Below are 21,310 nucleotides of genomic sequence, written 5' to 3'. Positions count from 1 at the left end.
TCCGGGACGGTGTTGCGCCGGGGCCGGTCCTTCAAACGATAAATGAAGCGCGGCGCCGACCCAATTGGCTCTGCAAAATGAAGAAAACCAGGGAAGCGCCCAGACAATAGGCCGAAAAGAAGGGGGCCTGCTGGCCGATTGAAACGCCGGCATCGACGAAAAAGCCCACGATCCCGGGTCCGACGGCAGAGGACAGGACCATTGCCGATGTCGCAATGGCGCGCACCGCCCCCAGATGGCGCGTGCCATAGAGTTCGGCCCACATGGCGTTCATCACCGTTCCATTCGCGCCATTGGTCAGCCCCGAGAGCAGGAAGAACGCCGGGATGGCCCAGAAGGCCGATGTTGTGGCGATGACGATATAGGCCATGCTCGCCGGGACCAGCAGAAGGGGCAGCAGCCGGTAGGCGCCGAACCTGTCGACGAGCCAGCCTCCGGCAATCGAGGAAATCACCGAGGCGACCGACATGACCGGAAAGAAGGCGGCGAAGGTCAAAAGGCCCCAACCCTTTTCGGCAACCAGAACCGACTGGTGAAAAAAGATCGCAGTGGAAATCGCCGGCATGGCCAAAAGCCCGATCAGGACCGGCCAGAACAGGGGGTCGGCGAGCACCTTGCGCCGGGTCCACTGCTCTCCCGTGGCGTGGGTTTCGGCGGGATCGGGATTGATCTCACCGGCTGCCCGCGCGCGTTTTCCGTCCGGGGGGCTTGAGAACAGATAGGCGATGACCGGTGCAAGCACGACGATCAGTGCCGCGGCCGCGACCAGCCAGACCTGACGCCAGCCGATCGCCGCGATCCCGAACGCCACAAGGACCGGCAGAACCGCCTCGCCCGTGTTCAGGCCCAGCTGTGCAATGGCCAGCGCGCGGCCACGAAACCTGTTGAACCACCGGCTGAGCGCGGTCGCGGCACCATGGGTGAGCATGCCCTGCCCGAAAAACCGCAGCCCGAACAATGCGATCCCCAGTATTGCCACATTGGGCGCCACGCTCATCAGGATGCACATCATGGCGGCGCCGATGGCCGAGCCGGCAGCCAGATGGGCCGCCGGAACCCTGTCGGCCAGCCCGCCCGCCCACATCAGGACAATGGCCGAGCACAGCGTCGCCGCGGTGTAAATCAGCCCGTACTGGCCCGATGTCAGGGAAAATTCCGCGCGGATGGCGGCGCCGAAAAGGGCAATGAACAGGGTCTGCCCGGCAAGCGAGGAAAACATTGCCAGATACCCGCCGCCGATCCAGCTTCGCTGGCGGCCGGTGAGTTCGCGCAAGGGGGGTGATGGTGACGTCAGGGACATAGGAAGACTGGGGTTGGCGCCGGGCGGAAGCCCTGCGGTGGGTGTGGATCAGATTGCCGGGCCGGTCAAGTCGAGGGCGGACTGGCAGCGAGGAACATCGCATAGGCGGGGTTTTCGCTTTCGTCCCAATGGGCATAGCCGAGCGTATCGAGATAGGCCTCGAAGGCTTCGCGCTCGGCGGGGGGCACCTGGACGCCCGTGAGGACGCGGCCGTAATCGGAGCCGTGATTGCGGTAGTGGAACAGAGAAATGTTCCAGTCGGGCGCCAGCCCCTCGAGGAATCGCAACAGCGCTCCGGGGCGTTCGGGAAATTCGAAGCGGTAGAGAAGTTCGTTTTCCAGCCCCTCGACGCGACCGCCGACCATGTAGCGGATGTGGAGCTTGGCGACTTCATTGTCGCTCAGATCGAGCACCTTGTGGCCATGCTCGCGCAGCATGGCGATGATCTCGGCCTTTTCCACCTCGCCGCGCTTCAATCCGATGCCGACGAAAATATTGGCCGAATTGCCCGGCGCGATCCGGTAGTTGAATTCGGTGATGGCGCGGTCACCCAAAAGACCAATGAAGGCGCGATAGGCGCCGGGTTTTTCGGGGATGGTAACGGCCAGAACCGCTTCGGCGCGCTCGCCCAACTCGGCCCGTTCGGCGACGTGGCGCAGCCTGTCGAAATTGATGTTGGCGCCCGAGCAGATGGCGATGGCCGCGCCGCGGGCTTCAAGGGCGGGGGCGTGCTTGCGCAGGCCGGCAAGGGATACCGCGCCCGCCGGTTCGGCAATGGCGCGGGTGTGCTCGAACACGTCCTTGATGGCGGCGCAGATTTCGTCGGTCGAGACGGTGACGATGTCGTCGAGCGTGTCCTTGAGGATTTCGAAGGTGTGGGCGCCCGCCTGTTTGACCGCGACACCATCGGCAAAGATGCCCACTTCGTTGAGCGGCACGGGGCGCCCGGCGGCCAGCGCGGCCTTCATCGAGGCGGCGTCTTCGGGCTCGACCCCGATCAGTTTGATGTCGGGGCGCAGGAATTTGGCGTAGGCCGCGACGCCGGCGGCAAGACCGCCGCCGCCGATGGGCAGGTAGATCGCGGCGATGGGGCCGCCGTGCTGGCGCAGGATTTCCACCCCGATGGTCCCCTGACCGGCGATGACCTGTGGATCGTCATAAGGGTGGACGAAGGTGAGGTTTTCTTTTTCGCACAGGGCCAGCGCGTGGATGCGGGCATCGTCGAAACTGTCGCCCTTTATCACCACTTCGCCGCCCAGGCGTTTGACCGCCTCGACCTTGATCGAGGGCGTGGTGGTGGGCATGACGATGACCGCGCGCGTGCCCATGCGGGTGGCGCAATAGGCGAGCCCCTGCGCGTGATTGCCGGCCGAGGCGCAGATGACGCCCTTTGCGCGCTCAGCATCGGTGAGCGCGGCAAGCTTGTTGTAAGCGCCGCGCAGCTTGAAGGAAAAGACCGGCTGGAGATCCTCGCGCTTGAGAAACACCGGACGGGAGAGCTTGTCGGACAGCGGGCCCATCTTTTCGAGCGGGGTCTCGACCGCAACGTCATAGACCGACGAGGAGAGGATGGAGCGGATGATTTCGTGCATGACAAAGCCTTCGGTCGCGTCGTGTCCCCGACATAGCGCCGATGGGCGTGTGTGTCACTTGGGTGAAACGGTGAAGGGGTAGGGTGTGGCAATGAGTATTTTTCGATTTCTGCTGATCGCCGGAGTGATGTCGGTCCCGGCGCCTGCCGCGGGACAGGAGACGGGCGTCGATCTTTCGGCGGTCACGGTGCGCGACGCGGCGGGGGAGACGGCGGCGCTGGGCGATCTGGTTGACGGGCCGACGATCATCCATTTCTGGGCGACGTGGTGTGCGCCATGCCTTGAGGAATTGCCGCAACTCGATGCCTTCGCGCAGGGGCTGGAGCCGGGGGAACTGGTGGTGGTTTCGGTCGATACCGCCGGGTATGAGCGGATCGCGACGTATCTGGACGATCTGGGGGTAGGGTTGGAAAGCTATCAGCAGATCGAGGGGAATGTGGGGGGCGTGTTCGCGATATTGGGGTATCCGAGCACTGTGGTGGTCGATGGCGAAGGAGCTGTGCTCTGGCGGATGCAGGGGGCGGTGGATTGGGATGATCCGGGCATCACAGGCGAAATAATGGCACCCCTCGGCGCTTTAAAATAGGTGCGAACTGGTTCCCTGAAATTTGCAGCAACTGGAGGTCTCGCCCCCCGCAATTTTCTCCTAGCATGGACGGTGGCTCTGGCGAGCAGGGCCACCGAGTTGTCGTGTGATGGAGCGTGCAGACCGAGATGCCTGATTTGACCCAGATTGCCCTTTATGTCGGCGCGTGCGTCCTGCTCGCGATTACGCCCGGACCCGGACTGTTTTACGTTGCGGCGCGCACGCTGGCTGGCGGGCGCGCCGAGGGGATTGCTTCGAGTTTTGGCACGGGGCTGGGCGGCATGGTTCATGTTCTGGCTGGCGCTTTGGGAGTGTCTGCAATCGTGCTGGCCAGCGCCCAATTGTTCACCCTACTGAAGGTGATCGGCGCGGCCTATCTGGTGTGGATCGGCGTCCGAACCATTCTTTCGGCGCGCCGAGATGCGGCCAAGGCATTATCGGATGCCCCGGCCGAACCTCCGGTCGGTCCGCGGCGGGCGTTTCGCGAAGGGGTGGTGGTCGAGGCGCTTAACCCCAAGACGGCGGCGTTCTTCCTCGCCTTCATTCCGCAGTTCGTCGACCCGGCTTCGGGCAGTATAGCCCTGCAATTCCTTGTGCTCGGGTTCGTATCGGTTGCGCTCAACACACTGGCCGATATCTTTGTAGCCATCGCCGCCGGAGGCATACGAACCGGAGCCGCCCGCAATCCGGGCTTGATCCGCCGCCTGCGGCAGGGATCGGGGGGCGCTATGATTGCGCTTGGCGTTGGGCTGACCCTCGCCAAACGTCCAGCGAGTTGATTGGCCTCAGGAATCGCCGCCTGAATTGTGCTGGCGATCTTCCTGATCCATGCCGTGGCGGCTGACGGCGTACTCGCTCTCGCGGGCATCCTTGTCGCGCGGAGCCCGGCCGTGGGACTGCTCGGGGTGGTGGTCGACCTCACCCGGTTTGGGCATGTCGGATTTGTGCTCGAGATTTCTTTTGAACTGCTCGTGGGTTTTCTTGCCTTGCATGGCGCGAACTCCTTTTGTGAGGTTCGGTGTGCAGGGGAAAACGGCCGGCCGCTGTTTCGTTGCACACGCCCAGCCTGGGTTAACCGGGGACCGCGCAGGGCGAACTTCAGGCCTCTTGCGCCAAGGCTGGATCACTCGATATCAGCGCATCGCGAACGGCCTCGGGTGCGCCTTCGGCCCAGACGAGCAGCGCGTCGAGTGCCGGGCAGAGCGCCTGGCCCCATTCGGTCAGGTGATACTCGACCTTGGGCGGAACCTGATGGTGGACGATGCGGGCCACGACCCCGTCCTCTTCGAGCCGCCGAAGCTGCTGAATGAGCATTTTCTGGGAAATGCCGGGAATGGCCCGCTCGAGTTCGGAAAAGCGGCGGCGCTGGCCGCCGAACAACTGGAACAAAATGACCAGCTTCCAGCGGCCCTCGACGATCCGAAGCGTGTTCTGAACGCTTTGGGCGCCGCTGAGCGCGGAATAGGTATAACGCTCACCTTTTGGTAAGTACCCTACTTTTTCGTCTGTACTTGTCATAAGCACAGCCTAGAGCCATCTTCTTTTTCCCGCAACACCGATCCACCTGGAGACGAAAATGACCCTCGATTTGCCCGCCCCGATTGCCGCCTATATCGCCGCTGGCCAGAGGCTGGATGCCGAAGGCATGGCGGCCGCTTTCGCCGAGGATGCGGTGGTCGACGATTCGGGTGACGGGCACCATCCGCAGGGCAGGGCGGAAATCGCGGCATGGATAGAGAATGCCACCATCGCGGTGCGCGCGATATTCACCCCGGAAACAGCGCACGAAGAGGCGGGAATCTGGATCCTCAAGGGTCCGGTGGCGGGCCAATTCGCCGGCAGTCCGGTCAAGCTGACGTTTTCGTTCACCCTCGATGGGGACGCGATCACCAGGCTGAAAATCCGGTGATCGCCGAAACGGGCAGACCGGCTGCCTCTCAGTGATTGTGGCCGGCGTGGCTGTGCTGGGTGGCGGTGGCGGATTCGATTTCGACTTCGAGGTCGAGATGGAAGCTCTCGAATTCCAGTTCGAGATCGAAATGCTCGCCTTCGGCAAGCGGCGCGGTGAGACCGGAAAGCGCGATGGCGAGACCGTTGGGCGCAAAGACCATGTCGGCGCCGGCCGGGATCGGCAGGGCGGGAAGGGCGGTGAAGGTGAGCTCTCCGCCGGTGTTTTCGAGCCCGACGATTTCGGCTGAGGTGGCGATGACGGTTTCCGCGCCGACGAGGGTCACAAGCGCGTCCGATGTGTTTTCGATATCGACATAGACAAGAGCACCCGAGGCGTCGGTGGCGTTGGCCCAGGCGTGGATGGCGCGGACGCCATTGGCTTGCGCGACGTGTTCGTCGTGTTCGCCATCCTCATGGCCGTGCTCGTCGCGGTCCTCATGCTCTTCGTGATGCTCGTCGGCATGGTCCTCCTGCGCGAAGGCCGGGCTTGCGATGAGGGCGAAGGAAAAGAGGGCGGCGCGGATCATGATCGGGCTCCGGGACTGAATGTTATATCTTAACTGCGCAGATCGGTAGCAACGGGACGTGACAGAGCGATGAAGGCAGGGAGGAGAGCCAGGATGACCGTGAGGCTGACAAAGCCCGCAACCAGATGGAATTCTGGCCAGCCCAGCGTGGCATTGACCAGAATATCGGTGCGCTCTGTCACCACGCGGGAAATGATCGCCGAAGCGGCATAGCCCACGGCCACACCGCCAATGGCGCCGACAACGATCAACGTGGCCGCGTAGGACCAGACGACGGAAAAGACGAACCGGGCCGGGGCGCCAAGCGCGCGCAAGAGGGCAAGGCGGCGGGCGAACAGGCGCGTGAGGATGACAAGGCCGGTCAGGACACCGGCGGTGACGAGGATTTGGGTGACGACCGCCATGACGCTCATCACCTGGCGCACATCGCCCATCAGAGAGTGCAGGCTGGCCAGAACCGAGCCGGGGAAAAAGGCCATGGTTTCCGATGTGGTGAACTGGGCGCGCAGGGCGTAATTGGCGTAAAGCTGTTCGGCGGAAACCAGGATGGCCGGGGTGCCGGGGAAATAATCGGGATCGAAGGGCGGGCCGAGCCGGTCGGAATTTTCGGGGGCGTGGCCATTGGCAAGGCCGTGGATTTCCCACACCGCTTCGACCGGCACGATAATGGCACGGTCCCACGGGCTACCCGTCGGCGCCATACGGCCCGATACGGTATATTCGAAATGGGCGTGCGCGTCGTCCTCGGCGGCATCGCCAACGCCATGGGCGGGCGAGAAGCTGTCGCCGATCGAAAGATCGACGCGGGCGCCGATGACAGCGTCGGTATGGGCGGCAAACATTTCGCCCTCGGCAAGAGTGTCCGACATGTGAGTGACGAACTGGGCGGTCGAGCCCACGACGGGGAAGGCATTGTAGCTGTCGCCATAAGCGATGGGGGCGGCAAGCGATACGTCGGGCGCGGTGGCGACGGTATCGTAGATTTCGCCCGAGAGCAGGGGGACGTCCGAAGGCTGGAGATAGACCGCTGCAAACAGCATGGTGATTTCGCTGCCCGGTGCGGCGACGACCAGATCGAACGGGTCGGCGGCCCGCGCGGTGCCCTGGCGCAGGCCCCGCTCCTGGGCGATCAGGCCCACCCCGATGCCGACGGACACGGCGATCAGTGTGACAAAGAGCACATTGGTCCAGCGAAAGCGCCACAGCATGGCGCGCACCAGGGTGAAGGGGCGAAAGCCGATCAGGACAAGGGCGCCCACAATGAGGGCGGGCAGCAGCAGGACGAGAAGGACTGTAACGTCCTGCCAGACCACCGGCATCCATTCGATGGCGCGGAAAAGGGGGGCGAGGGGCTTCATGGATTGCCCTCGTCCGACGCGATGCGGCCATCGATGATTTCGATCACCCGATCCATGCGCGAATAGACGGCCGGATCGTGGCTGACGGCGATCAGGGTCTTGCCCTCGTCGCGGGCGAGGGCGACCAGATCGTTTATCAGCGCGTCGGCCGTCTTGCGGTCGAGACTGGCGGTGGGCTCATCGGCGAGGATGATTTCCGGGTTTGCCGCAAGGGCGCGGGCGATGGCGACGCGCTGGCGTTCGCCGCCCGAAAAGCTTTCGACCGTGCGCGCGCCATGGGTGATGCCAAGGCGGGTCAGGACCGATCGGGCGGTGTTTGCAATGCCCGCCTGCCGGGCGCGGGACGCGTAGGCACCGGGCAGGGCGGCGTTGGCGGCGGCGGAGAGCTCCTCGAACAAGAGGAAATCCTGGAACACCATGCCCACATGGTGGCGGCGGAATTTGGCGCGCGCTTCGGCCGATAGCGGCATCAGATCGGTTGCCTCCCAGGCGACCGAGCCCGTGGCGTTCTCCGCGAGACCGGCAAGGGCGAAAAGAAATGTCGATTTGCCAGCGCCCGAGGGACCGCGCACGCCCAGGCAGGTGCCGGGGGCAAGCGCGAAATCGGGAACCGCAAGAAGGGTCCGGCCCGAAGGTGCCTTGACCTCGAGGCCGCTGACGGAAAGGCCGATGCTCATGGGGTCAGGTCGGTTCGGATAGGGACAAGGGCCGGGAGGGCGAAAGGGGCCTGGCCCGACGCTGCGGGCGGCGCACCCGTTTGAGAGGGGCACCGGGCTTTGAATCCCGGCCCTCGCCCGGAAAGCGCGGGGGCGGGGTCGATGCGGGTATGTCGACGAGCGCCGGCATGTCGTCGGTCAGCCAGCCGGCGGGCGCGCTCCGCGCTGGGTGCGCCCGGCGCATGTCAGGCGCGTTCCTGCACGGCGTCGACAAGGCGGACGCGGGAGACAAAGCCCAGTTCGGGATCGGTATAGGTGCCCAACTCGAGCGTGCCACGGGTGATGATCTTGACGTTGAAGGGGATGGTATCGACCACACGCTGGGCATAGACGGCCAGAATATCGTTGGGCCAATCGGCTTCGGACGAGCAGAACGGGCAGACCGCCATGGGGATGTTGGTCAGAACGTAGAAATTGGAATCGGCCTTGAGCGGGGGCGCCATGAAGCCCTCGATGGCGACCCGCGCGCCCTCGTTCTGCTGGGCGAAGGGCGTAAAGCTCATGTCTTTTTCATAGAGTTCGCGCAGGCGCACCTGAGGCTCGGCGGCAATGGCGCCCGTGGCGATGAAGGGGGCGGCCAGAACGGCGCCGGAGGCAGTGGCAAAAAATCCGCGTCTGTTCATGACTCAAATTCCTTGTGCCGGAGTGGACGAAATCGGTTCGAGACCACTTTTAACAGGTCGCGGGCCGTGCTGTGTGACAGTCCAATGAAAAAGGGGCCGGAAATCCGGCCCCTCCGAAATTTGTGATCGGGGCCGTTATTCGGCAGCGGCATCCAGCGTGGCGTGGTGCATGACGTGGAAGATCATTTCCTGATCCATCGTGCCACCGAACAGGTGCGCCCAGGGGCCCTTGGCCCAGAGACCAACGTCAACGCCCGAGTGGCTTTCCGAGGAGGCCGGGATCAGCGCCTGCTGCAGGTAATCGGGATCCTGAGCTTCTTCCTGGGTCAGTTCAGGACGTTCGCCCGAGTAGGAGCCGTCTTCCTGTTCGACCAGAACCGAGCCGGCGCCATTGCCGAAACCGACGACGGTGTAGGGCTTGCCGTCGGCAGCGAGAACGGGTTCACCCGAATGCTCGACCTGACCAGCGGCAACGTCCATGCAAAGACCGGTGATCGGCGTGCCGCGGCCGCAATAGCCGTTGAAGACGATGGCGTGTTCGTGGTCGCCGGTGACGATGATGAGGGTATCTTCGTCATCGGTCATTTCGTCGGCCAGAGCGAGGGCCTCGGCGAAAGCGACGCCGTCGGTGAAGGTGCGGTGGGCGTTGCCGCCGTGGCTGGCGTGATCGACGCGGCCCGGCTCGACCATCAGGTAGAAGCCTTCTTCGTTGCCCTGCAGGGACGTGATGGCGGCTTCGGTCATGTCGGCGATGGAAGGCTCGCCTTCAGGACGGTCATGCTCGTAGTTCATGTCCGAATTGGTGAACAGTCCGAGGACCGGAGCGGTCATGTCGGTCGAAGAAAGCTGCTCGGCGTTGTAAACGACCTGGGCACCGATTTCGGTGGCGCGATCGATCAGGTTCACATCGTCCGGGCGGTTGCCGGTGCCGACTTCGATTTCGGTGCCTTCGGGCGCAAACGAACGCGCGCCGCCACCAAGAGCGATGTCGATAACGCCGGCTTCCATCTGGTCGACGAGCTGGGTAGCGATATCAACGCAGCCTTCGGGAGCGTTGTTTTCCCAGTTGCGGTTGGCGGTCTTGGCGTAGACGGCAGCGCCCGTGGCGTGGGTGATGCGGGCCGTGGAAACGACGCCGACCGACTTGCCGGCTTCCGAAAGCATTTCCGAGAACAGGGTCAGCGGGGCTTCGGTCGAGCAATCGTCGTGGATGACGGTGTCGGCCATGTTGATGGTGTTGAAGACCTGCTTGACGCCGGTGTTCATCGCGCCGGCGGTCGGTGCGGAATCGGGGGTCTGGGCGTTGATGTTGTAGGTCTTGATGATCGCCGAGTTCGGGTACAGATCATGGGGAAGGTTATGTTCTTCGCCCAGAAGGCCCATTTCCTGGCCCTGGAACAGGCGGATGCCATAATTGGTGTTCACGCCCATGCCGTCGACGACGAACAGGATGACGTTCTTGGCCTGGTTGGTATTGGGCTCTGCGGCGATCCGCTCGGCGATCTGGTCCTGACCGGCGGTGAAATATTCGCTGCCGCTTTGGGCGACGTCCTGAGCGAGAGCGGTGGATGCGCAAAGCGCGATGGTAAGGGTAGACACTAGCGTCCGACGAAACATGGTTGCCTCCATGGGGTTTCGATCGATGCGGACGCTATTTGGCTTGTGTGACGGTCAGGTCACCTGCCGGTGACGGTTCAATGACGGTGGAAAACTTGCGCCCGACGCCGCTATTGCCCCGCCGAACGCTCGCGGCGCAGCTCGGCGACTTCGGCGCGCAGGGCGCGGACTTCGGCCAGCACGAGTTCGGTTTCGCCGCGCAGTTCCTGGCGCTGCGTGGTGGCTTCGGAATCGTGTTCTTCCTGCATGGCCGAGACGATCACACCGATGAACAGGTTGAGCACGGTGAACGCGGTGCAGGCGATGAAGGGGATAAAGAACATCCAGGCCTCGGGATGGACCTCCATGACCGGGCGCACGATTCCCATCGACCAGCTTTCGAGCGTCATGACCTGGAACAGGGTATAGAGCGAAGCGCCGATCGTGCCGAACCAGTCGGGAAAGCTCGGGCCGTAGAGCTTGGTCGCCATGACGGCAAAAACGTAAAACACCAGCAGCAGCAGGACAAAGATCGAAGCGAGCCCAGGCAGCGAGGCAACGAGCCCGCCGATCACCTTGCGCAGCGAGGGAATGACCGAGATCAGGCGCAGCACCCGCAGAATGCGCAGGGCGCGCAACACGGTGAACGGGCCCGAGGACGGGACGAGCGCGATGGCAACGATGGCGAAATCGAAGATCGACCACGGGTCGCGGAAAAATTTGAGCCCATGCGCGTAAAGGCGCAATGCGATCTCGACAACGAAGATCGTCAGGATGATCGCATCGAGCGCGATCAGCACCGGGCCGATGGCGGCCATGATTTCGGGAGAGGTTTCGAGCCCCAGGGTGATGGCGTTGATGACAATCACCGCGATGATGAACTGCTCCCAACGACGGGAGGAGAGCAGGAGAGCGAGCTGGCCGCGCATCTTGGGACAGGTTCCTGAAGTGATTTCGGGCGCGGCAAGCCAAATCGGATTTGATGGGGCCGGTCAAGGGGCGTTGGTGGCGCAGGGACGCGTCAGCGGGTTGTGCGGCTGGACAGGACAGGGGGACCACCCGCCTGGCAAGGCGGGTGGTGTTTTCGTTTATTGGCTGGCGGCGCCCTCGACCGCTTCGCCGGTTTCGGGCAGGGCCCAGGCGATGACGGCGTCCGAGACCGGTGTTTCCATGAAGTGGTGGCCGCCCGGTGCGACGACCAGGAATTCGCGGCCGGCCACTTCATAGACGATGGGCGTGGTCTGCCCGCCGCCCGGCAGGGTGTCCTGCCAGACCGTTTCGCCGGTTTCGATATCGATGGCCCGGATCAGATCGTCGGTGGTGGCGGCGATAAAGATCAGACCGCCGGCGGTAACGACCGGGCCGCCATTGTTGGGCGTGCCGATATCGATGGGCAGCATGGAGGGGATGCCCCAGGGACCATTCTTGCGGGCACTGCCGAAGGGCTTGTCCCAAAGGGTCTCGCCTGTCTCCAGATCGATGGCCCGGATGCCGCCATAGGGCGGCTCGCTGCACAGAAGGCCGGTCCACTGACGCCAGCCGGCATTGACCGAGATGGCGTAGGGCGACCCGAGCTGCGGACCCGGACCTTCGGCCCCGCGCTCCCAGCCGGGCTCGAAAATGGCCTGCACGCCCATTTCGTCGGCCTCTTCACGCGGGACAAGGCGGTTGTGGTTGGGCATGTTATTGTAATTGGCGATCATGATGCCGCGGTCTTCGTCGATGGCCAGCGATCCCCAGTCCTGCCCGCCATTGTAGCCCGGATACTGGATCCAGTGCTGATCGGAGGTTGGCGGGGTATACATGCCCTCGTAATGGGCCTGCTGGAACTGGATGCGGCACCAGAGCTGGTCGAGCGGGGTCATGCCCCACATGTCCTTTTCTTCCAGCGGCTCGAAGGCGAGCGTGTGATAGGTCGAAAAGGGCTGGGTGGGCGAAAGATACTCGGGTTCGACGCCGCCCTGGGGCACCTCGCGCTCCTCGGGGGCAAACAGCGGCTCACCGGTCTCGCGGTCGAGAACGTAGATATCGCCCTGCTTGGAGGACACGATGATGGCGGGGACACTGCCATCGCCGGTGGGGAAATCGACAAGCGCAGGCTGGCTGCCCAGATCGTAATCCCAGACATCGTTATGGACCGTCTGGAAATGCCAGACGTCGTCCCCGGTGGTCACGTCAACGGCGACGATCGAGGTGGCGTATTCGTTTTCCAGGTCCGAGCGGTTCGAGCCGTAATAATCGACGGCCGAATTGCCCAGGGGCAGATAGACCAGGCCCAGCTCCTCATCGGCCGCGGCGATGGTCCACATGTTGGGCGTGCCGCGCGAATAGGTCTCGCCTTCGGGGGGCGCGGTGCGGCTGTCGGGATTTTCCAGATCCCAGGCCCAGGCGAGTTCGCCCGTGACCGCATCATAGCCACGCACGACACCCGAAGGGGCGTCTTCGGCCTGGCCGTCATTGACCTGGGCACCCATGACCGCGATGCCGCGCACGATGGTGGGGGGCGATGTGATTGCGTACCAGCCCGGTACCGTGTCGCCCAGGCCGTCTTCGAGATAGGCTTCGCCATTCATCCCGAAATCGGGGCAGGGCTGGCCGGTGCGCGTATCGACGGCGATCAGGCGGGCGTCGAGCGTGCCCCACAGGACGCGGGTGGCGCAGATGGTGTCCGGATCGGCGTCGGGCACTTCGAAATAGGCGGCGCCGCGGCAGGTTGCGCCATAGGGAATGGCGTCGGTGGGGACGTCCGGATCGTAGCGCCATTCCTCAAGGCCGGTTGCCGCGTCGATGGCCACCATGATGCCCATGGCGGTGCAGTGAAAAAGATCGTCGCCAACCTTGAGCGGCGTGTTCTCGGGCGAATAGCTGGACGCATCTTCTCCGGGCATATCGCCCGAATTGAACTCCCATACGCGGGTCAATTCGCTGACATTTTCCGGGGTGAACCCAGTGAGGGGCGAATAGCGCGTGCCACGATAATTGCCGCCATAGGCGGGCCAGTTCTCACCGATCTCCATGGTATCGAGCGGGGCGCGGGCCTCGACGCCGGTCGGCGTGGTCTCGGTCGCGGTGTCTTCGGCGGCGTCAGGCGCGGCCGGCGGTTCGGGCGACAATGGCGCAGTCTCCTCGTCCGCTGCCGGTTCTTCGGCTTCGACCGCAGGCACCTGGCCTTCCGGCACTTCGCCGGGCTCCTCGGGGAGAGTTTCGGTCACCGGCGCTTGGGTTTCTTCGATCGGCGCCGGCTCATCGGCCGCCGGGGCGTCCTGGGCGATGGCGGTGCCCTGCTGGGACAGGGTCAGAACCGAGAGCGAGCCGACAAGCGCCAGCCCGCCGGCAATCGCTGCGGCGGCGGTGCCGACAGGGCGGGCCAGGCGTCCGCGCAGGGCGGGGATGGTTGCAAGGACCAGAACGAGCACGACGGTAGGCGCAACAAGGCGCGGAACCTGTGCCCAGCCGTCAAGCCCGGCCTCCCAGAGCGCCCAGGCGACGGTGCCCGCAAAGGTCACGAGATAAACCCAGACGGCGAGCATGGAGCGTCGGAACAGAAAAAACGCGGTGAGCACAAGGCCGATACCGGCCAGAATGTAATACCAGGATCCGCCAAGTGCCGCGAGCCAGACTCCGCCGCCCAGGATGGGAACCCCGAAAATCAAGATGATGGCTCCGATGACCATTGCTGCCCAAAAGCCGAAGCCGCGGCGCGCGCGATGCGTGTCGTCCATGATGCTCTCCCGTGCGATTGCCTCACAGGGCACAACACGATCGGCGCCGACAGGTTCCTTAATTTTCCCAAGTGAATGCCCGAGTTCAGGGTGTGGCCGGCGCGACCGTCTGGCCGCGAACCGGTTCGCCGCGCGCAACGGGCTCGCCATCGATTTCGATGTTCTGAAACTGGGCGGGAAGACCCTCGCCCTCGCTCAGGTCAGGCGTGGTCTGCAGGTGGAAATGCAGGTGCGGTTCGGAGGTGTTGCCCGAATTGCCGCACAATCCAAGCACATCGCCTGCCGAAACCTCCTGGCCGCGCTGCACGGTGATCGTGTCTTGCTGCATATGGGCGAGAAAGGCGAATTCATTGTCGGCCAGAGCGAGGATGACGTGATTGCCCGCAGGATTTTCCGCATCGGTTTCCCCGATCGGCTGGTCTGCCAGATCGTTGACCATGGCGATCACCTGTCCATCGGCCGGCGCGAGAATTTCCCGGCCCCAGCAGTGGTAGTTCTCAAGACGTTGAGGATCGCCGCTGTAGGATCGGTCGTCCTCGCGGACCACGAAATCATAGGCGAAGCGCTGGGCGGGATCGGCGGCATGGTAATTGTCGGCGATATCGTGCCCGCCCCAGAAGACGAACCACTCCCCCTCAAAGGGCAGGCGCAAATCGGTTCCGGTTTGATAATCGAGATAGGCCGAGGGCGCCGCTTGGGGCTGGGGCTGGACGAAAAATCCGGCGATCATGCCCCCGGAATTGAAGGACCATTGCATGACGATGGGCGTGTCGAGCAAAGACCATTCGCCAACGCGCGTATAGACGCCAAAGTCGCCTTCGGCGGTGAATTGTTCGTCCAGGACTGCGGTTTCCTCGCCGAGGTCGGTAACGACCTGCTGGCGGAAGGCCGAAAAATCATCGAGCGAGCCAAGGCCGTCCTGCATTTGCGGTGTCATGTCCTCCCAGATCGGCTCGAGATCGCCGGCAAGGAACGCTTCGGAGCGCTCCCGGCCTATATCGAGCGTGTCGGAATTCTGGGCAATGACGGGCATTGAAAGCGAGGCGAGAAGGGCGGTGGCGAGAGCGCGGTGCATGAGTGAACTCCGTATCAGCGTCTGTCCGATAAGTCCGCATCGGCGCGACGACCTTACGGGCGAGCATGGGCATGTGGCGTTTCCAACGCGCCGGACGGGGGAGGGTTTCACGAAATATCGCAGGACTTATCCCCGCGTCACGCATCCCGGTTAGGTTTGTGGCACGGTGAGATTACTGCGGACGCGATCGTGTTTGGTCGCACTCGAGAGCAGCGGCCCCTCCACGGTGCTCTGGGGCGCGGGGTCTCACCGGACCTTTTTCACGACAGCGATGGATCGGGCGATGAGCGGAACGGTGGAGCCGGACTGGGATGCCGTGCGGGCAGAGTATGAGGACACCGACACGCCCATAGTCCAGATCGCTGCCGCCCACGGGCTGACGCTCAACCGGCTCAACACAAGACGCCGCAAGGAGCACTGGGTGCTGCGCAAGCCCGGAGTGGGCCGGCAGCGGCGCCAGAGCCTTCTGGCCCGCATGCTCGGGCTGATCGAGGCCCAGATCACCCAACTCGAACGCAAACTTTTAGAGGAACCCATGAGTGCAACCGAAATGCGCATGCTCGAATCCATGACCAAGGCGCTCGACAAGATCACGGCGCTCGAAGCGGCGGAAAAGAAAGTGGTCAAGAAACGGGTGCGCATGGACCCCGAACTCGAAGCCATTCGCGAGCGCCTGGTCGACCGGATTTCAAAGCTTGAAACCGAAGATTGATCTGCCGCCTCTGACCAGGGCGCGCAAGGCCGAGATGATGCGGCGCGCGCAGGTGCTCGAAGCCTCCGATCTCGAAAATTTCAAGATCTGCTGGGACCTTTGGGGCCACCCGATGCAACGCGCGCCCGAGGGCGATTGGACGACCTGGCTCATGCTCGGTGGGCGCGGCGCCGGCAAGACGCGGGCCGGGGCCGAATGGGTGCGCGAACTGGTCTCGGGCAGGCGTCCGGTTTCGCCCATCGCGCTGGTGGGCGAAACCATGCACGAGGCGCGCGCCATTATGGTGGAAGGGGTTTCGGGGATCGTTTCGGTGTACCCGGTGTCCGAGCGGCCAAGGCTGGACAAGGCGCGCGGAATTGTCGTCTGGCCCAACGGGGCGGAAGCCTGGCTGATGCCGGCCAACGATCCCGAACGGTTCCGCGGACCCCAATTTGCCGCTGCATGGTGCGACGAGCTGGCCAAATGGCCCAAGGCCGAGGCGGCATGGGACATGCTGCAATTCGGGCTGCGGATCGGGGCGCGGCCACGCCAGTTGGTGACCACGACGCCCAAACCGACGCGGCTTTTAAAGCGCCTGATGACGGACCCCAATACGGTGGTGACGCGAATGAAAACGAAGGCCAACCGGGACAATCTGGCGCCTGCGTTTCTCGAAGCGATCGTGGCGCGATACAATGAAACGGTGCTCGGACGGCAGGAACTCGATGGCGAGATGGTCGAGGAGGTGCCCGGTGCGCTGTGGAACCGCAGCCAGATCGAAGCGGGGCGGATTGCCGATGTGCCGGGGTTGACCCGGATCGTGGTGGCGGTCGATCCGCCGGTGACGGGGGGCAAGAATTCGGACGCCTGCGGGATCATCGTTGCGGGCCGATCCGGGGAGAATGCGGTGGTTTTGGCCGACCGGACGGTGCAGGGGGTGACCCCTGTCGGCTGGGCGCGGGTGGCGATTGCCGCGTTTCACGAGTTCGATGCCGATACGATCCTGGCCGAGGTGAACCAGGGCGGGGATCTTGTGAAAAATCTCATGCAGCAGGTCGATGCGAGTGTGCCGGTGCGCGAAGCGCGGGCCAACAGGGGCAAATGGGTGCGCGCCGAACCGGTCGCGGCGCTTTATGCGCAGGCGCGGGTGAAACACGCGGGCATGTTTGCCGAGCTCGAGGACGAATTGTGCGCCTTCGGGCCGGACGGTCTGGCCGAGGGCCATTCGCCCGACCGGCTCGATGCGCTGGTGTGGGCTGTGACCGAATTGCTGCTGCGCGATGGGCCGGTGCCGCGGGTGCGGGTTTGATTTTTTTGGGACTTATCCCCGCGTCACGCTGGTGGGGTAAGGTTCAGCCATGATGGAGATGCTGCGGCGATCTCCAGCAACAATCAAAAAGGATGGGACGATGGCCGATTGGCTGGGGCGCCTTGTGGGCGGGCGATCGCGTGTGGGCGCTGAACGGAAATCGGCGGCGCCGCAGACCTTGTTTCAGCTTGCGCCGCTGGGGATTGGCGGGAGCGGAAAGAAGGGGTTTGCGGCGCTGGCCAATGAAGGGTTTGCGAAAAACCCCATTGTCTATCGCTGCGTGCGCATGGTGGCGGAAAATGCGGCAAGGGTGCCGCTCGAGGTGCGCGATGGAGACAAGGTGCTGAGTGAGCATCCGCTGCTTGCCCTGCTCGGACGCCCCAATCCGCGCCAGGACGGCAAGGCGCTGCTCGAAAGCGTCTTTTCCTATCTGCAACTGGCCGGCAATGCCTATCTCGACGCGGCGATCGTCGAGGGGCAGGTCAGGGGGCTTTACGGATTGCGGCCCGACCGCATGGCAGTGATTGCGGGCAAGGATGGCTGGCCGATCGGCTATGCCTATACGGCGGGTGGGCGGACCCACAAGCTGATGCTCGATACCGGGCCAGTGGGGCGGGTTTTGCATCTTACCCTGTTCGATCCGCTCGACGATCATTACGGGCAGGCGCCGTTGCAGGCGGCACAGGGGAGCCTTGAGACGCACAACGCGGCGACCGCCTGGAACCGGGCCTTGCTGGAAAACGCGGCGCGGCCATCGGGGGCGCTGGTTTACAACGCGGCGGCGGGCAATCTGACCGAGGACCAGTACCAAAGGCTCAAATCCGAGCTCGAGGAGGGGTTTGCCGGGGCGATCAACGCCGGGCGGCCCATGGTGCTCGAAGGCGGCCTGGACTGGAAGGCGATGGCGCTGACCCCGGCGGAAATGGATTTTCTCGACGCCAAGAACGCGGCGGCGCGCGAGATCGCGCTGGCCTTCGGCGTGCCGCCCATGCTGCTGGGGATTCCGGGGGACAACACTTACGCGAACTACGCCGAGGCCAGCCGGGCGCTCTGGCGGCAGACGGTCATTCCGCTGGTGCGGGCGGTTGTGGGATCGCTGACCCATTGGCTGGCGCCGGGGTTCGGCGGGGTGGAACTGGTGCCCGATTTCGACGGCATCGAGGCGCTGGCCGCCGATCGGGCGATGGACTGGGAGCGGGTGGGGAATGCGTCGTTCTTGAGCGATGCGGAGAAGCGGGAGCTGTTGGGGTTTGGGGCGAAGGCCTAGACGCCAGAAAGGGACGGAAATGGACGCGATCATTTCGACGGTGCTCGCCAAGGGGGATCTGGCGCATGTGGCGCTGTTTTTGTGGGCGGGCGGGGCGAGCGTGGCGGTGTTTACGCTGCTCAAGGAGCTTTCGGCGGCCAATCGGCGGTTCAACACCTTCGTGACCGAAATCGCCCACCTCAACAAACTGTTCAGGGACAAGGACTGATGGGGACAAAAAAGACCGCAAAGAGCAATCCGGGAGAAGCCACGCAGGTGTTTCGCCAGTTTGCCTGGAACCTGGCGGGATCGCTGGCCAAACGGCCGACCAAATCGGCAAGAGGCAAGCCGGAGAGCGCCAGATGAGCGTTGCGATTGACGCCGATGGGCGGTTTTCGGGCTACGCCTCGGTGTTCGGGCGGCTCGACGGGGGCGGGGATATCGTGATGCCTGGCGCGTTTCGCGACACGCTGAAATCGCGCGGCGCGAGCCGGGTGCGGCTGTTGTTTCAGCACGATCCCAAGGAACCCATCGGGCTGTGGGACGAGATTGCCGAGGACGGGTTCGGACTCAAGGTGTCCGGGCGGCTGCTCGAGGGGGTGCCGCGCGCGGCGAGCCTTAAGGCGCTGATCGCACAGCGGGCAATCGACGGGCTTTCCATCGGGTTTCGGGCCGTACGGGCCACCCGCGAGGGCAGGACGGGGACGCGTCGATTGTGGGCCGTGGACCTTTGGGAAATTTCCATCGTCACCTTTCCGATGATGGAGGCGGCTCGGATTGGCTCCGGGCCGGGCGGCAACTCCAAACTGGCCGCAACGCTTGGCGCGGCGGCGCGACTGATGACGTCGTAGGGCCTTGCGTCTTCTCCAGGAGTCACCCCGGCCATGAGCCGGGGCCCAGTACGCTCAATGCCGGTGAGGACCACGAGCGCGTGAGGATACTGGATCCCGGGTCTTCGCCCGGGATGACAGTGGTGGGGAGGCAGGGCCGCGACCCCACGCAATATCAACAAGGGAAAACTGATGACCAAATCTATCGAACCGCGCCTTGAGACCAAGGTGGCGGCGCTTCCGGCTGGGGATGTGGATGCCCTGTTCGCCGATTTCATGACAGCTTTCGAGGAGTTCAAATCGACCAACGACCAGCGGCTGGGCGACCTGGAAAAACGTGGGTCCGCCGATACGTTGCTCGAAGGCAAGCTCGATCGGCTCAATGCGGTGCTCGACGGGCACAAATCGGCGCTCGACAAGGCGGCGGTGGACAAGGCCCGTCCGGCGCTCGAAGGGGGCAGGGCGGTTGCCAGCGATGAATACAAGGACGCGTTTTCCGCCTATGTGAAGCGCGGCGAAGAAAAGGCGCTTTCGATCGGCTCGAACCCCGATGGCGGTTATCTGGTGCCGGGGGAAACCGAAACCGAGATCACCAAGCTCCTGACAGCCATTTCGCCCATGCGGGCGATCTGCGGCGTGCGGCAGGTGTCCTCCTCGGTCTATAAAAAGCCCATCACGGTGACGGGGCCTCAGGTGGGCTGGGTCGGGGAGACGGCGGCGCGCACCCAGACCAATTCCCAGGTGATCGACGAGCTGACATTTCCCACGACCGAGCTTTACGCCATGCCGGCGGCGACCCAGGCGTTTCTCGACGATGCGGCGGTCGATGTGGGCCAGTGGATTGCCGAGGAGGTCAATGCCGCCTTCGCCGAGCAGGAAACGACGGCGTTCATTCTCGGCGATGGGGTCAACAAGCCTTCGGGCTTTCTCGACGCCGATACTGTCGATGAGGCGAGCTGGGCCTGGGAAAAGCTGGGCACCATTTCGACGGGGGCGGATGCCGGGTTCGACGCCAATGATCCGGCCGACGCGCTGGTCGATCTGGTCTATGCGCTCAAGGCCGGCTATCGCCAGAACGCGACCTGGCTGATGAACCGGCGCACGCAAGGGGCGGTGCGGAAGTTGAAGGATGCCGAGGGCAATTACCTCTGGCAGCCCGCCGCTTCGCCCGATGGCCGGGCGAGCCTGATGGGCTTTTCGCTGGTCGAGGCCGAAGACATGCCCGACATCGGCGTGGACAGCCTTTCGGTCGCCTTTGGCGATTTCCGGCGCGGCTATCTGATCGTCGACCGGCAGGGGGTGAATATCCTGCGCGATCCCTATTCGGCCAAGCCCTATGTGCTGTTTTACACGACCAAGCGCGTCGGCGGCGGGATTGCGGATTATGACGCCATCAAGCTCCTCAAATTCGGAGCGTAGGAATGAATGAGGGCGGGCTGCAAACGGCATTGACCTGCGCTTCCGGTGCTCACGTACCAAAGTACGCTCCGCTCCGGTTCTCGCAGATCCCGTCTTTCGCCACGCCCTGATCCATTCCGGGCAGCGGCTCGCCGTGGGCGGGTCGCTGCCGCTGGCACGACACAACAAATCAAAGAGAACAAAAATGACATCATACCTTCTGGCGGGTCCCGCCCAGGAGCCGGTTTCGCTTGTGCAGATGAAGGCGCATCTGCGGGTGGAGGACGAGGCCGAGGATGGGCTGATCGAGGCGCTGATCGTGGCGGCGCGGGTCCATGTCGAAAGCCTGACGGGCAAGGCGCTGCTGGCCCAGACCTGGCGGGTTGTGCTCGATGGCTGGCCGGAGGACCGGGTGATCAAACTGCCGGTCTCGCCAATGGTGACGCTGAGCGAAATCCGCTGCTACGACGCTGACGGCGAAGAGCATCAGATCGATCTCAATGAGGTCTTGCCCGATGGACGGGCCAATCCGGCACGGATCATTTTGCCCGTGACGGTGGCTGGGGCGCCGGTGTTGCGCGCGCGGATGGGGATCGAGATCGATTATGTCGCCGGGTTCGGGACAGAGCCCGAAGAGGTGCCGGCCGATCTGGTCCAATCGCTCAAAACGCTGGCTGCGTCCTGGTACGAAAACCGCGATGCGGTGCTGGTGAGCGGGGCGGGGGCTTCGGTGCCTGCCGGGTTCGAGCGGCTGATCGCCAGCCACAAGCGGGTGCGGCTGTGAGGGGCGC

At 64.0% G+C, this 21,310-nt stretch carries 22 protein-coding genes; 10 read left to right on the top strand and 12 right to left on the bottom strand.

What is annotated here, in order from left to right:
* Nucleotides 1-31 precede the first annotated feature (31 nt).
* Nucleotides 32-1,273, bottom strand: coding sequence for an MFS transporter (locus V6617_RS13070; protein ID WP_338607395.1), 1,242 nt, complete (start codon nucleotides 1,271-1,273; stop codon nucleotides 32-34).
* Nucleotides 1,274-1,365: 92 nt separating this feature from the next.
* Entirely contained in the window at nucleotides 1,366-2,892 is a 1,527-nt protein-coding gene (ilvA, locus tag V6617_RS13065) for a threonine ammonia-lyase, biosynthetic (RefSeq protein ID WP_338607394.1), read from the bottom strand.
* 91 nt (nucleotides 2,893-2,983) lie between these two features.
* Between ilvA and V6617_RS13060 the strand changes: the two genes are divergently transcribed.
* Together V6617_RS13060 and V6617_RS13055 are read left to right on the top strand one after the other, a co-directional pair.
* Nucleotides 2,984-3,478: a TlpA disulfide reductase family protein gene (locus tag V6617_RS13060; protein ID WP_338607393.1), complete on the top strand. Its 495-nt coding sequence runs from the start codon at nucleotides 2,984-2,986 to the stop codon at nucleotides 3,476-3,478.
* Nucleotides 3,479-3,606: 128 nt separating this feature from the next.
* Entirely contained in the window at nucleotides 3,607-4,257 is a 651-nt protein-coding gene (locus V6617_RS13055; RefSeq protein WP_338607392.1) for a LysE family translocator, read from the top strand.
* A gap of 6 nt (nucleotides 4,258-4,263) precedes the next feature.
* On the opposite strand, the gene V6617_RS13050 is transcribed toward V6617_RS13055, so the two are convergent.
* Both V6617_RS13050 and V6617_RS13045 read right to left on the bottom strand, forming a co-directional pair.
* Nucleotides 4,264-4,470: a hypothetical protein gene (locus tag V6617_RS13050; RefSeq protein WP_338607391.1), complete on the bottom strand. Its 207-nt coding sequence runs from the start codon at nucleotides 4,468-4,470 to the stop codon at nucleotides 4,264-4,266.
* A gap of 106 nt (nucleotides 4,471-4,576) precedes the next feature.
* Nucleotides 4,577-4,996, bottom strand: a complete 420-nt coding sequence (locus V6617_RS13045) for a helix-turn-helix domain-containing protein (protein WP_338607390.1) — start codon at nucleotides 4,994-4,996, stop codon at nucleotides 4,577-4,579.
* Between the two features lie 58 nt (nucleotides 4,997-5,054).
* Here V6617_RS13045 and V6617_RS13040 point away from each other — a divergent pair, with 58 nt between their 5' ends.
* On the top strand, nucleotides 5,055-5,387 hold the full coding sequence (locus tag V6617_RS13040; protein ID WP_338607389.1) for a nuclear transport factor 2 family protein: 333 nt from the start codon (nucleotides 5,055-5,057) through the stop codon (nucleotides 5,385-5,387).
* Nucleotides 5,388-5,415: 28 nt separating this feature from the next.
* On the opposite strand, the gene V6617_RS13035 is transcribed toward V6617_RS13040, so the two are convergent.
* The 8 genes from V6617_RS13035 to V6617_RS13000 form a co-directional block, all read right to left on the bottom strand.
* Nucleotides 5,416-5,955 carry a copper chaperone PCu(A)C gene (locus V6617_RS13035; RefSeq protein WP_338607388.1) on the bottom strand — a complete coding sequence of 180 codons (540 nt, stop codon included), beginning with the start codon at nucleotides 5,953-5,955 and terminating at the stop codon, nucleotides 5,416-5,418.
* A 29-nt stretch (nucleotides 5,956-5,984) separates the two neighbouring features.
* Nucleotides 5,985-7,313 (bottom strand): FtsX-like permease family protein, encoded by a 1,329-nt coding sequence (locus V6617_RS13030; protein ID WP_338607387.1) that lies wholly within the window; start codon nucleotides 7,311-7,313, stop codon nucleotides 5,985-5,987.
* Complete coding sequence (locus V6617_RS13025) at nucleotides 7,310-7,990, bottom strand: ABC transporter ATP-binding protein (RefSeq protein WP_338607386.1); 681 nt, start codon at nucleotides 7,988-7,990, stop codon at nucleotides 7,310-7,312. Before V6617_RS13025 ends, V6617_RS13030 begins: the two co-directional genes overlap by 4 nt.
* Nucleotides 7,991-8,214: 224 nt before the next feature.
* Nucleotides 8,215-8,652 carry a hypothetical protein gene (locus tag V6617_RS13020; protein WP_338607385.1) on the bottom strand — a complete coding sequence of 146 codons (438 nt, stop codon included), beginning with the start codon at nucleotides 8,650-8,652 and terminating at the stop codon, nucleotides 8,215-8,217.
* A gap of 135 nt (nucleotides 8,653-8,787) precedes the next feature.
* Nucleotides 8,788-10,251, bottom strand: a complete 1,464-nt coding sequence (locus tag V6617_RS13015) for an alkaline phosphatase (protein WP_338607384.1) — start codon at nucleotides 10,249-10,251, stop codon at nucleotides 8,788-8,790.
* Between the two features lie 128 nt (nucleotides 10,252-10,379).
* Entirely contained in the window at nucleotides 10,380-11,177 is a 798-nt protein-coding gene (locus V6617_RS13010; protein ID WP_338607383.1) for an ion transporter, read from the bottom strand.
* A gap of 159 nt (nucleotides 11,178-11,336) precedes the next feature.
* Nucleotides 11,337-13,970, bottom strand: coding sequence for a PQQ-binding-like beta-propeller repeat protein (locus V6617_RS13005; protein WP_338607382.1), 2,634 nt, complete (start codon nucleotides 13,968-13,970; stop codon nucleotides 11,337-11,339).
* Nucleotides 13,971-14,055: 85 nt separating this feature from the next.
* Nucleotides 14,056-15,045, bottom strand: a complete 990-nt coding sequence (locus V6617_RS13000; RefSeq protein WP_338607381.1) for a M23 family metallopeptidase — start codon at nucleotides 15,043-15,045, stop codon at nucleotides 14,056-14,058.
* 283 nt (nucleotides 15,046-15,328) lie between these two features.
* On the opposite strand from V6617_RS13000, the gene V6617_RS12995 reads away from it, so the two are divergent.
* From V6617_RS12995 to V6617_RS12965, 7 genes are all read left to right on the top strand, one after another.
* Nucleotides 15,329-15,757, top strand: a complete 429-nt coding sequence (locus tag V6617_RS12995) for a hypothetical protein (RefSeq protein WP_338607380.1) — start codon at nucleotides 15,329-15,331, stop codon at nucleotides 15,755-15,757.
* A gap of 34 nt (nucleotides 15,758-15,791) precedes the next feature.
* The gene (locus tag V6617_RS12990) at nucleotides 15,792-17,045 is read left to right on the top strand and encodes a DNA-packaging protein (RefSeq protein WP_338610721.1); all 1,254 of its coding nucleotides are present in this window, start codon (nucleotides 15,792-15,794) and stop codon (nucleotides 17,043-17,045) included.
* Nucleotides 17,046-17,145: 100 nt separating this feature from the next.
* Nucleotides 17,146-18,312, top strand: a complete 1,167-nt coding sequence (locus V6617_RS12985; protein WP_338607379.1) for a phage portal protein — start codon at nucleotides 17,146-17,148, stop codon at nucleotides 18,310-18,312.
* 19 nt (nucleotides 18,313-18,331) lie between these two features.
* Nucleotides 18,332-18,520: a hypothetical protein gene (locus V6617_RS12980; RefSeq protein ID WP_338607378.1), complete on the top strand. Its 189-nt coding sequence runs from the start codon at nucleotides 18,332-18,334 to the stop codon at nucleotides 18,518-18,520.
* Between the two features lie 133 nt (nucleotides 18,521-18,653).
* Nucleotides 18,654-19,142, top strand: a complete 489-nt coding sequence (locus V6617_RS12975) for an HK97 family phage prohead protease (RefSeq protein ID WP_338607377.1) — start codon at nucleotides 18,654-18,656, stop codon at nucleotides 19,140-19,142.
* A gap of 171 nt (nucleotides 19,143-19,313) precedes the next feature.
* Entirely contained in the window at nucleotides 19,314-20,540 is a 1,227-nt protein-coding gene (locus V6617_RS12970; RefSeq protein WP_338607376.1) for a phage major capsid protein, read from the top strand.
* Nucleotides 20,541-20,724: 184 nt separating this feature from the next.
* Nucleotides 20,725-21,303 (top strand): head-tail connector protein, encoded by a 579-nt coding sequence (locus tag V6617_RS12965; protein ID WP_338607375.1) that lies wholly within the window; start codon nucleotides 20,725-20,727, stop codon nucleotides 21,301-21,303.
* Nucleotides 21,304-21,310 lie beyond the last annotated feature (7 nt).

It is taken from the genome of Pelagibacterium nitratireducens (assembly GCF_037044555.1).
GTDB classification, from domain to species: Bacteria; Pseudomonadota; Alphaproteobacteria; order Rhizobiales; family Devosiaceae; genus Pelagibacterium; species Pelagibacterium nitratireducens.
Note: the sequence above shows the minus strand (reverse complement) of the source record. Positions and strands in the feature narration are given on the sequence as shown.